An 11,541-nucleotide genomic window follows, 5' to 3' on the forward strand; every position below is an offset into this window, starting at 1 on the left:
ACGATCGTAGGCCTCATATTCGGAGTGGGTAAGGTTGTGCCGTGGCACGGCTTCCCTGGCATGTTCGTGCCGTCAATCGTCGGCTGGGGCGTGCTGGGTTTCGCCGGCCTGTTGTCGGTGATTGGCCATCTTCGTCTCGCGCAGACCTGGGTGCAGCAGCAAGGGCAGCATCGCCGCCAGGCCGGCGCGGTATTCGTCTCCAGCCTGATCGGTCTCGTCGCACTCACCGGCTTCACCTTCCCCGCGCTCGGGATCGACGCCTATCCTTGGCCGGTCCTGCTGCTGCCGCTTTACTCGGTCGCCTTGCTCTACGGCATCCTGCGGTATCGCTTCATGGCGACGGACCTTTGGGCTCGGCGTGGGCTCGTCTGGATTCTGCTCGTGGCGCTGGCGGGAGCGGTCAGCGCAGGCATCGCCACGGTGCCGCTCGTGCTGGCCGGCCGGCCAGCGGGCCTGTTAGCGACCTGGGCAGCGCTCGCCGCGACGCTTGCGCTCGGCATCCTCGTGCTCGCCCCGCTCAAGCGGCTGGCCGATGCGGTCGTGTTTCCCGGCGGCCGGGTCAGCGACGCCGACGTCGCGGACTGGCGCGACCAGTTGGCCGGGGCGACCGACGCGGTCGAACTCACCACGATCGCCAACGCGTTGCTCGCGCTGCGCCTGAACTTACCCGTCGTCGACGACGGCCCGTCGTTGGTGGTCGTCGGCGAAACCGTGACCCTGTGCGGTTGGAGCGACGCGCCGCCGGCGACGCGCCACGTTGTCGACCGGTTCGCAGGGCTCGTCGGCGAAACTGCGCGCCGCCTTGCCGCCTCGCACCGGCTGATCGATGCCGAGCGCCAGGCCCGAATGAGCGAGCTCGGCGAACTGGCCGCAACCGTCGCGCACGATCTGCGCAACCCGCTGGGCATCGTGACGATGGCCGCAACCGGTGCGCCCGCCGACGTACGGGCCGAGATCGGCGAACAGGTAGCGCGGATGAATCACCTCGTCAGCGACATCCTGGATTATTCGCGTGCCTGGACGGTGGTGCCGCAGCCCATCCGCCTGATCGAGCTCGTCGCCCAGATGGGCGTCAAACTCGACGTGCCCGAAGACCTTATCGTCATGGCCGACCGCCGCGCGCTCGTTCGCGTGCTCGCCAACCTCGTCGACAACGCGCGCGCGCTCGGCAAGAACGTCACCATCATCGCCGCAGCGGGGCCGCCTGCGGCCATCGACGTGTGCGACGACGGCCCCGGCATCGCTCCCGAGATCGTCGACAACCTCTTCCGCCCGTTCCTCTCGCGCCGCCCCGGCGGCACCGGCCTGGGCCTCGCCATCGTCCGCCGCATCATGGAGGCCCATGGCGGAACCGTCACACTCGCCCAGCGGCCGGGCTGGTCGACCTCCTTCCGTCTTACCTTCGGAGATTTGTGATGAGCGGCATCCTGCTGGCCGACGACGAACCCGCCTTCCAGCGCCTCACCGGCGCGTGGCTGCGCGGTCTCGGCCATGACGTCCGCGTGGTCGGCGACGGCGACGCTGCGCGTGCGGCCTTCGCCGAGACACCCGCCGACCTCGTCCTGCTCGATCTTGCGATGCCGCCGCACCATGATCCAGAAGCCGGCCTTGCGCTGATCGCCAGCTTCGCGCCTGCGCCCGTCATCGTCATGACCGGCCACGCCGACCACGCGCTTGCGCTGAAGGCCATTGATGCCGGCGCATGGGATTTCCTTGCCAAACCCGTCGACCCCGACATCCTGCGCATCGTCGTCGCCCGCGCGATGGAGCGTGCTGGCCTCGCGCGCGAACTCGCTGCGCTCAAGGCTCGCGACACCGGTGCCGAGGACATGGGACTCATCGGCACTACACCGGTGATGGCCGCATTGCGCGACCTGATCCGTCGTGTCGCACCGACCCGTCTGCCCGTTCTGGTGCTCGGTCCAAGCGGTACCGGCAAGGAACTGGTCGCGCGTGCGCTCCACTATGCCTCCCCGCGCGCCGACCGGAAGCTCGTGCCTGTCCATTGCGGTGCGATCCCGCCCGAGCTGCTCGAAAGCGAGCTGTTCGGCCATCTCAAGGGCAGTTTCACCGGCGCGACGAGCGACCGTCCCGGGCTCGTCGAGACCGCAGCTGACGGCACGCTGTTCCTCGACGAAATCGGCGAGATGCCCGCGGCCATGCAGGTCAAGCTGCTCCGCTTCCTGGCCGACGGCAGCTTCCAGCCAGTGGGCGCGCGCGAGCCGCGTATCGCGGACGTCCGTATCGTTGCCGCGACCCACCGCGACCTCGCTGCATGCGTTGCCGACGGCAGCTTCCGCGAAGACCTGTATTACCGACTGAAGGGCGTCGTTCTGCGCACGCCGTCACTCGACGAACGCCCGACCGACGTGTCCCTGCTCGCCTCGGTTTTTCTACGCCGCGCCAGCGACGGCACCGGCCAGTTCACACCGGACGCGCTGGACTGGCTGGCGAAGCGGCGCTGGCCCGGCAACGTCCGTGAACTGCGCGCGGCCGTCGAATGTGCGGCCGCGTTGGCCCCTCGATCGGCGACCGGCGTCGATGTCGGCGCAGCCGATCTCGCCTTCGCCGTCGGCGACGCTGTCGCAGACCTGCCAACCGTCGGCACGCCACAGACGCTCGAGGAGGAGATAGCAGCGCTTGAGTACCGCCGTATCACCGAGGCGTTGGTACTGACCGGCCATAACCACACTCACACCGCCCGCAACCTCGGTCTTTCGCGGGTCGGACTGCTAAAAAAGCTAGATCGGATGGGACTGCGCTAGGTTCGTCGACTGTCAGTCCGTAGGCGCTGAACAGAGTACGGCAGTTTTCACCTTCCCTGATACTGAGACCCAGAGCCGGACGTTCGAGAGCCCTTGGCGGCGTCCCGACTTCGGCCATTCGTTCACATCGAATGGGACCACGCGTGTAGCGAGTTGGACCACACCAAGACCGTTGTCTGTAAAGGCATTGCGCTAGTGTCTAGCTACGATCGCGCGCGCGGCCTCGTCGACGTCACGAGCAACAAGCGTCGGTTGCGGAATGCCGTCCAGGACTAAAGGTGCGTTCACGCCGCGCGTGACCAGGGCGGCCTTCCATCCGAAGGCCTGCGCGCCGATCGTGTCCCATGTATGGGCTGCGATCAGCCAGATAGTGTCTGGCGATGACCCCATGGCATCCTGCACGAATTGATAGGTCGTCGGCGTCGGCTTGAACCGATGTACGGTATCAACGGTGAACCGGCGGTCGAACATCGGCCCCAGTCCTGCCCTGTCGAGCGCATCAGGCCCGGGACTCTTCGGCGAGTTGGTAAGCGTGACGATCGAGAATCCGGCGTCTTTCAGCGCGGCCAAACCGGCAGCGACATCGGCATGTACCGGCATATCGGCCGTCAGCGCGCCAAGCTGGCGAACATGGTCGTCCGTGACCGCAATGTCGTAGATCTCGCCTAGCATCCGCAATACGCCACCGCCCAGCTTGCCGAACGGGATGTAAGGCCCGGCCAGCGAGACCGCTTCGGCGTACAGGATGACCTGCGCGAACCATTCCCGCATCCGACCGGGAGCCGCGAAAACTTCGGCGAAGAAGGGCTCAAGGAACTCGATATCGAGCAGCGTCTCATTGACGTCGAATACGATCAACGGTCGTTTATCCATATGCGCGCGTCTCCAGGCTCCATCTCAGGCGTGATGGCACACACCTAACGATCATAGGCGGTGGCCCGACCCCGTATCCGCCATCATTTTGCAGTTGCTCCGGTTCTGAACCTCAAGACCTGCGGGCCGACCTGTCGCTAAGCGCTGAGACCGCGAAATCTTGTCTGCCAGCGCCTTGCCTCCCCCTACCGTCTAATACTGTTCGTTCTATGATCGATTGTCACAGAAACTCCACAACCCTCGACTAGATGGCCTTCAGCAGCGCGGGTCACCCGCACTGGCAGCTACAAAAGGGGTTCTGATGTTTCGGTCCACGCGACTTTCGTCGCGCGCAGCTCTGCGCGCATTGCTGATGCTCGGCGCCACCGCCGGGGCCGTCGTGTTGGGGACTGTGTCGGTCGACGCGCAGGACTATACCAACATCGCCGCATCCGGCCGGGTAACGCAGCAGGATGGAACCGCGATCGTCGGTGCCGAGGTCAAGATCACGTCCTCCGATCGCGGTGTCAGCCGCAGCGCGGCCACCGACGTGACCGGCAGCTACACGATTCCCCAGCTGCCCCCCGGCAACTACGACGTCACCATCACCGCGAAGGGCTTCGCGACCTATAACGAGCGCAGCATCGCGCTGACGCGCGAATCCGGTGGCGCCAACAGCTTCCGGCTCGTGCCCGCCGACCAGAGCGGCGACATCGTCGTCACGGGCACCCGCCAGCGCGTCGCCGACTTCCAAGACACGACGGTCGGCAGCACGATCAATCTCGGGTCGCTGACGACGCGCGTGCCGATCGGCCGAACGTTGCGCGACGTCATGCTGCTGACCCCGGGCGCGGTCCAAGGCTCGTCGCCCTCCAATGGCGGCTTTGCAAACCAGGTATCGATCGGCGGCGCTGCTTTCACCGAAAACGCCTTCTACATCAACGGCCTGAACGTCACCGACTTCGTGTCGGGTGGACAGCCAGCCGAAGTGCCGTTCGACTTCTACCAGACCGTCGAGGTCAAGACCGGCGGTGCGCCCGCCGAATTCGGCCGTGCGACCGGTGGATATGTGGTCGCCACGACCAAGTCCGGCACCAACGCATACCATGCGAGCGTGACGGGCATCTGGGATCCCGAAGGCCTGCGCGGCAGCGCGCCGTCGACCCGCACGGTCGACTATGCCCACGCAACCGCCAGCCGTAAGGAAGCGATCTTCCAGGCGAGCGGGCCGATCATCAAGGATCACCTGTTCATCTACGGCCTCTACAACCTGCGCGAGATCCGCTCGCAGACGCCGCAGGCCAATCAGGACAACGCCACCGGGGTCGCCAACACCAGCCCGTTCTGGGGCGGCAAGATCGACGGCTACATCACCGGCGACCATCATCTCGAATTCACCTATTTCGACACCACCAACGAGACGCGCAACCGCAGCTATAACTGGGATCGCACCGCCGACAGGCTAGGCGCCGAGACGGGCGGCACCAATGCGCGCGCCGGCGGAATCAACTATGTCGGTCGTTATACCGGCACCTTCACGCCGTGGCTGACGCTGTCGGGCGCATATGGCGTCAACAAGCTGCGCTCGGGCAGCGTGCCGCTCGATGTCACCAACCCGCAGGTCATCGACTATCGCAGCGACCCCGCCGGCATCCAGATCGGCGCCAACAAGGTCACTGACGCGTTCAGCAGCACGGACAACAAACGCGAATTCTACCGCGTCGACGCCGACCTGCAATTCCAGTTGCTGGGCGCGCATCACGTCCGCGGCGGCTACGACCACGAGAAAAACACCCAGACCCAGACATTCGAGACGATCGGCGGCGGCGCGTACAAGATCTTCAACGTCACCGCGGAGTCGGCGGCGCGGATCGGGGCACCGGTCGGTACGCAATATTATACCACGCGCGTCTACGAACAGAGCGGCGTCGCGCACGTCCGTAACGAAGCCTTCTACCTGCAGGACCAATGGTCGCTGTTTGACAATCGGCTGCGGCTCGACATCGGCGTCCGCAACGATCGCTTCAGCAACCAGGGGGTCAACGGAAAGTCGTTCTTCGAATCGGGCAACCAATGGGCGCCGCGCCTGGGCGCCGCGTTCGATCCGGTCGGCGACGGACGCACAAAGGTCTTCGGCTCCTATTCGAAATATTACCTGCCGATGGCCGGTGACATCAACCTGAACGTCGCCGGCAGCCTGGTGACCTACACGCGCTACAATGTGTTCACCGGGGTAAGCGGCACGGGCAGCGTACCGAACGCCGGCGCACCGATCCTGTCGGTCGTCAACACAACGGCCTGCCCCGACACCGGCATTCGCAACTGCGAGGTCTCTGCCGACGGCTCGGCGTTCAACCCGGCCGGCGCGATCGCCACCAACATCAAGCCGCAGTCGGACAACGAGTTCATCATCGGCGCCGAGCACCAGTTCAGCGACCGGATCCGGATCGGCGCATACTTCACGCACCGCGCGCTGACCGACGTGATCGAGGACATCTCGATCGACGCCGGTGCGCGCGCCTATTGCGTCGGCGCCGGGTTCACCGCGGCGGCGTGCCAATCGGCCTATCCGGGGGGCAGCCAGTTCGTGATCGCCAATCCCGGCCGCGACGTGACGACGCAGATCAACAAGCTGCCCGACGGCACCACCCCGACGGTAACGCTCAAGGCGTCCGAACTCGGCTACCCCAAGCCCAGCCGCAACTACAACGCGCTGACGCTCACCTTCGATCGCAGCTTCGACGAGAAATGGAGCCTGTCGGCGTCGTACACGCTGGCGTTCGACAAGGGCAATTACGAGGGCGGCGTGCGTTCGGAAAACGGCCAGCTCGCGATCAACCGCACCGCGGACTTCGATTCACCCGGCTTCGTCAACGGCGCCTATGGCTACCTGCCCAACGATCGCCGCCACAGTTTCAAGGCCTATGGCAGCTACCGGGTGTTCGAGGCGCTCGATCTCGGCGCCAACATGCTGGTGCAGTCGGCGCCGCATTACAGCTGCATCGGCGCGGTGCCGCTTGCAGTCGATGCCTATGCGAACACGTATCACGGCTATGGCTATTATTGTCAGGGCACGCTGATCCCGCGCGGGACGGCGTTCACCGGCGACTGGCTGGCGCAGTTCGACGTCAGCGCGGTCGTCCACCTGCCGATCCCGCATCTGCAGGCGTCACTGCGCGTGGACGTGTTCAACGTCTTCGATAGTTCGGCGACGACGTCGTACAATAACTTCGGCGAGTTGAGCGACGGGTCGGCAAACTCGGACTATCGCGCGCCGGTCAACTACCAGACGCCGCGCTCGGTGCGTCTGACCGCGGTCGTCGGATTCTGACGCCTCCTCGGTCGGCTCGCGCTTGCCAGTCGGCCGAGGCATGGAGCATGTCCTAACCCGACGATGGAGGCCGAAATAGAGAAGCGATCACGACGCCAGCACGAGATCATGGCGCGCCTGCGCGGCGGCCGGACGCTGTCGGTCAGCGCGCTCGCCGCCGAGCTCGCGGTCTCGGACGAGACGATCCGGCGCGAGCTGCGCGCGCTCGAGGATCACGGCGTCATCATCCGCGAACATGGCGGCGCGCGGATGACGACGCCCGTGCATGAAGGACCGCTCCACCAGCGCATGGAGGAGAATGCCGACGCAAAGCTGCGCATCGCACGCGCCGCCGCCGAACTGATTGAGGACGGTGCGATCCTGTTCATCGATTCAGGCACGACCAGCTGCTTCATCGCCCGGCATCTGGCCTCGCGGCGATCGCTGACCGTCATCACCAACTCGCTGCGCGTCGCGACCGACCTGGGCGGGATCAACAACAACCGTCTGTTCCTCGCCGGCGGTCAGATGGACTATGACTATCGCGCCTTTTCCGATCACGTCGCGCAGGACTATGTCCGCGGTTTCACGCCACATCTGGCGATCCTGTCGGTCGGCGGCATCAGCCTGGAGCGCGGGCTTATGGACTTCCATCCCGGCGAGGCAACGATGAGCCGGATAGCCTATGCCACGTCGAAGCGCGTGCTGCTCGCCGCGGACGCGTCGAAGTTCGGGCGGTATGCGCTGATCCAGACCGCGGCGCTGACAGACGTCGACCTATTGGTGACCGACAAGCCGCTCGCGGACGAATACGCACGCGCCTTCGCTCACGCCGACGTCATGATCGCCTAACGAAGGCGCCGGGCGAGCGGGGGCCCGGCGACGAGGATCAGCATGGCACCCCCGCCCGCGACGGCGGCGTGCAGCAGCCAGAAATGCGGGCTGGTGACCCGCTCGTAATACACGCCGCTGAACCCCGCCCACAGGCTCGAGAGGAAGCCATGGAGATAGAATAGCCCCATCCAGAAGCCGATCAGGCGGCGCGGCGCAGCCCCCGCGATTAGGCTTAGCGCGGAGGGCCAGATCAGCACGATCGCGCCGTCGATGAGCAGGAGATAGACCAGCGTCCAGGGCAGCCCGAGCAGCGCCCCGCGGCTGATCGTGTCGCCGAGCGCCAGGACGAGGTACCCGGCCGCGCACAGCACGCCGCCGAGGAATATCTGGACCAGCGACCCGACCTGGATACCGCGCCGCGCAAACGCTCGAGAGAGCAGCCCCGCCCCTGCGATCAACGCGAGCGTGAACACGCCGTCGAGCGCGAGGAACCAGGCGACCGGCATGGTCCAGCCGAAGATTTGCCGATCGGTCCGCTCGCGCGCCCAGAGCAGGAAGATGTTGCCGAGTTGATCATAGGCCGAATAGCAGAGATAGACCGAGGCCAGCGCCACCACGAGCAGCGCGGTTGCCTGCGCATTTCCGGTCGGCGATCCTGGCGGCGATGCGCTCGGCACCTGATGCTCGACCAGGTCACGGCCGGTCATCGCGCACAGCGCCAGCCCCCCTGCGACCGCCGCCGCGGCTGCGCCGATCGCGTAGCTCGGGCCCGCGAACGCGGCGAGCGCGCCGCATACCAGCGGGCCGCAAATGATCCCGGCATTCAGACAGCCCAGATAGGCGGTATAGCCGCGCCGCCGCTGCGCGTCGTCGCGGAACAGCAACCCGACCTGCGCGGACAGGTTGCCCTTCAGCAGCCCGGCACCCACGGCGAAGGGCATGAGCCCAAGAAGGAAGGTCGGTTCGCTGAGCATCAGCGTCAGGCCAAGCAGCATCGCGACGCCGCCGATTGCCACCATCGCGCGCCGGCTTGCGATCAGATCGCCGATCAGACCGCCGACCGGGACCGCAAGGTAGATGAGCGCATTGACATAGCCGTAGAATTGCGAGGCGAGCCCTGTCGTGGAGACGGGACCGAACATCGCCAAGCTGGCCTCGCGCAACACCGTTGCGCCGACGATGCGCGACAGGTCGCCGATCAGCAACCGATCGACCAACAGCAGGACGAGGAGAGCCTTCATCCCCGACACCGCGAACCGTTCGAGAAACTCCATCGCCGCGAGCGAGAGGAAGCGCGGCGTGAATATCCTGTCGTCTACGGTCACGCCGCCATGCATTCCGTCCACCCTGCCCACGGAGCCCGGCTAGGCCGGCTTGGCGACAGCGCCGTGACAGTCGGGCTCAGACGGGGTGCGGGAAGCGCGCGGCCGGTTCGCTGATGCTGGTCCCCCCGGTCTCGATATGACCGGCCAGACGCAGGCGCACCCCGCCGGGCGCGGTCAACAGCAGATCATACCAGCGATGGTCGGCGGACGGGATAGTAAGCTGCGCCGTGCCTTCGGCCGCGACCACGATCTCGCGGCGCGCACCCGAATGCGCGCAGTGCATCGCCATCGCCACCGGCGCAACGCCCCGGTTGCGCAGCCGGACTACGCCGCCCGTGCCGGCATCGTGCCAGGCGGCTTCGATGCGCGCGCCGTCGCCCCCACCGCGATCGTCGCGCTGGAAGCCATTCGGCCCGCGGATCACCAGCGCGTGCGGTTGGCCCGCCCCGACGTCCCACCTCTCCTCGAGGCGCGACTGGCCAGCCACGGTGAAATAGCGCCATCCCGGAAAGGCCAGCTCGTCCTGCACGCCAAAAACGACACCCACCGGGCCTTCGTTTACGAAGCGCAGCGTCAGGCCCGAACTTGACCACAAGGGCTCGACGGCAAACCGGTACGGCAGCGCACGCGCCGGGCGTGTCCCCGTCTCCTGCGCGGGCACGCCCTGTCCGTTGGCGATGACCGGCGGCGGCGCGGTGGCGCACAACCGCTCGGTCTCCGCGACATAGCCAGAGACCGACGGCAAAGCCGCCGCCCAGCGCGTATCGCGCCGCGCGCGTAGCGACACGTCGAAGTCGAAGATTGAAGTGAGGTCGCCGCAGACCGCGCGCCGCCACGGCGAGATGTTCGGCTCCATCACGCCGAAGCGCTTCTCGAGGAAGCGGAGGACCGAGGTATGGTCGAACAGCTGCGAATTGACCCATCCGCCCCGCGTCCAGGGCGAGATAACCGTCATCGGCACACGGGGCCCAAGCCCGACGGGCTCGCCTTGATAGGTTTCGCTGCGGACGTCGACATTGCTCGCGCCGTACCGCGGCGCGATTCCCGGGACAGGGGCCGGCACGTGATCGAAGAAGCCGTCATTCTCGTCATAGTTGACGATCAGCACCGTCTTCGCCCAGACGTCCGGGTTGGCGGCGAATGCTGCGACCACGCTGCTGATCAGCACTTCGCCGAACGGCACCGGCGCATCGGGGTGCTCGCTCATCTGCATCATCGGCACGATCCACGACACCGCCGGCAACCGATCCGCGGCGGCATCGGCGGCGAAGGCGGCGATCAGGTGCTTCGCCTGCGTCTTCTCGGGATCGCTGGGCGCGACACCGTCGATCCAGTCGACACAGGCGCGCCCGCGCCGATAGCGCGACGACGCGCGGTTCAGTTTCCGGAACTCGCTGAAATAGCCGAGCGGGTTGTCCGAATAGTTCGCGGCCTCCTGGTATATGCGCCACGCAATCCCGGCGTCTTCCAGCCGTCCGGCATAGCTGCGCCAGCGCAGTCCCTCGGTGGCGTCGTCCTCGGCCATATCGGCACCGGGGTTCGGGTCGGTGCCGCCATTGGTGACGCAGTAGACCCCCTCCTGCCCGACGCTGAGCCCGCTGGTACCGCTGAAATGATAGAGCCGATTCGGGCCGGTCGGGCCCTGCAACGAGCAGTGATAGCCGTCGCAGATCGTGAACTGGTCAGCCAGCGCATGATAATACGGAATGTCCGCGCGGGTGAGATGCGCCATCGTGAGGGGGCCCTTCTGGTCCGCCCATACGTCCCAGTTGCGCCAGCGCGCCTGGCTGTCCTTCCAGCTGTGATCGAGCCCGGTGAAACAGCGTGCGTTGCTTGCGTTATAGTCCAGCCGGAACGGCCAGATCGTCCGTCCCCCGTCGCGATCCGCGCCGCGCTGCGCCCATACCGACCGGCCGCCGGGCAGCGCGACTGGCCGTGGATCCGCGAACCCGCGCACACCGCGCAACGTGCCGAAATAATGATCGAACGAGCGGTTCTCCTGCATCAGGACCACGACATGCTCGACGTCCATGATTGAGCCACCGCCTCCAGATCGGCGCAGCGCGGACGCGGCCCCCCCCTGTGCAGCGGCGGCACCGGATGCACCGAGCATGAAGGTCCGGCGATCAATTCCCATGCCCAGCGCCTTTACAAGCTTGCGACGTCGATGCCGCATCCCAACGATATCCAGCGATCGCCGATACGTAGCCAATGCGTAATAAATATGAATGCGCCCAGATATCTGACCGCTTTTTGCCAATATCGGGCATTATTGCGTCAGCTGTGGCGAACTGCGCAGACGCAGCGATGAGTCGCGCTTGGTCCTCATGCGTGCCTTGCCCTGCCATATAAATACACGCCCGCTTTCGCCGATCGGCACCCAAAAGCGGCCGTTCCGCTCTCCACCAAGCTCGGCCATTCCCGAGATTCGATCGAGAATGGACCAAGGGCAATG

General features: G+C 66.1%; 7 protein-coding genes. 4 read left to right on the plus strand and 3 right to left on the minus strand.

Going from position 1 to position 11,541, the window contains the following annotated elements; translation table 11 throughout:
* The first annotated feature begins 60 nt into the window (after nucleotides 1–60).
* Nucleotides 61–1,416, plus strand: coding sequence for a sensor histidine kinase (locus tag IFT71_RS00120; RefSeq protein ID WP_192138717.1), 1,356 nt, complete (start codon nucleotides 61–63; stop codon nucleotides 1,414–1,416).
* Nucleotides 1,416–2,765: a sigma-54-dependent transcriptional regulator gene (locus tag IFT71_RS00125; RefSeq protein WP_192138718.1), complete on the plus strand. Its 1,350-nt coding sequence runs from the start codon at nucleotides 1,416–1,418 to the stop codon at nucleotides 2,763–2,765. Before IFT71_RS00120 ends, IFT71_RS00125 begins: the two co-directional genes overlap by 1 nt.
* Before the next feature lie 192 nt (nucleotides 2,766–2,957).
* Here the strand turns inward: IFT71_RS00125 and IFT71_RS00130 are convergent, their stop codons facing one another.
* Nucleotides 2,958–3,623, minus strand: a complete 666-nt coding sequence (locus IFT71_RS00130; protein ID WP_244654667.1) for a haloacid dehalogenase type II — start codon at nucleotides 3,621–3,623, stop codon at nucleotides 2,958–2,960.
* A 316-nt stretch (nucleotides 3,624–3,939) separates the two neighbouring features.
* Between IFT71_RS00130 and IFT71_RS00135 the strand changes: the two genes are divergently transcribed.
* Together IFT71_RS00135 and IFT71_RS00140 are read left to right on the plus strand one after the other, a co-directional pair.
* Complete coding sequence (locus tag IFT71_RS00135) at nucleotides 3,940–6,948, plus strand: TonB-dependent receptor (RefSeq protein ID WP_192138720.1); 3,009 nt, start codon at nucleotides 3,940–3,942, stop codon at nucleotides 6,946–6,948.
* A 63-nt stretch (nucleotides 6,949–7,011) separates the two neighbouring features.
* Nucleotides 7,012–7,779 (plus strand): DeoR/GlpR family DNA-binding transcription regulator, encoded by a 768-nt coding sequence (locus tag IFT71_RS00140; protein WP_274602288.1) that lies wholly within the window; start codon nucleotides 7,012–7,014, stop codon nucleotides 7,777–7,779.
* Here the strand turns inward: IFT71_RS00140 and IFT71_RS00145 are convergent.
* Nucleotides 7,776–9,086, minus strand: a complete 1,311-nt coding sequence (locus tag IFT71_RS00145) for a POT-type proton-dependent oligopeptide transporter (protein WP_342212553.1) — start codon at nucleotides 9,084–9,086, stop codon at nucleotides 7,776–7,778. The genes IFT71_RS00140 and IFT71_RS00145 overlap by 4 nt on opposite strands.
* Nucleotides 9,087–9,162: 76 nt before the next feature.
* Nucleotides 9,163–11,223: a phosphocholine-specific phospholipase C gene (locus IFT71_RS00150; protein ID WP_192138722.1), complete on the minus strand. Its 2,061-nt coding sequence runs from the start codon at nucleotides 11,221–11,223 to the stop codon at nucleotides 9,163–9,165.
* Between the last annotated feature and the right edge of the window lie 318 nt (nucleotides 11,224–11,541).

This window comes from Sphingomonas sp. CFBP 13733 (assembly GCF_014841795.1).
In the GTDB taxonomy this organism is placed as follows: Bacteria; Pseudomonadota; Alphaproteobacteria; order Sphingomonadales; family Sphingomonadaceae; genus Sphingomonas; species Sphingomonas aerolata.

What these genes read in the sequence shown, in the direction of transcription:
- IFT71_RS00120 (WP_192138717.1), top strand. Translation starts at nt 61, where the DNA reads ATGTTCGTGCCGTCAATCGTCGGCTGGGGCGTGCTGGGTTTCGCCGGC.
- IFT71_RS00135 (WP_192138720.1), top strand. Translation starts at nt 3,940, where the DNA reads ATGTTTCGGTCCACGCGACTTTCGTCGCGCGCAGCTCTGCGCGCATTG.
- IFT71_RS00150 (WP_192138722.1), bottom strand. Translation starts at nt 11,223, where the DNA reads ATGGGAATTGATCGCCGGACCTTCATGCTCGGTGCATCCGGTGCCGCC.
- IFT71_RS00140 (WP_274602288.1), top strand. Translation starts at nt 7,012, where the DNA reads ATGGAGGCCGAAATAGAGAAGCGATCACGACGCCAGCACGAGATCATG.
- IFT71_RS00125 (WP_192138718.1), top strand. Translation starts at nt 1,416, where the DNA reads ATGAGCGGCATCCTGCTGGCCGACGACGAACCCGCCTTCCAGCGCCTC.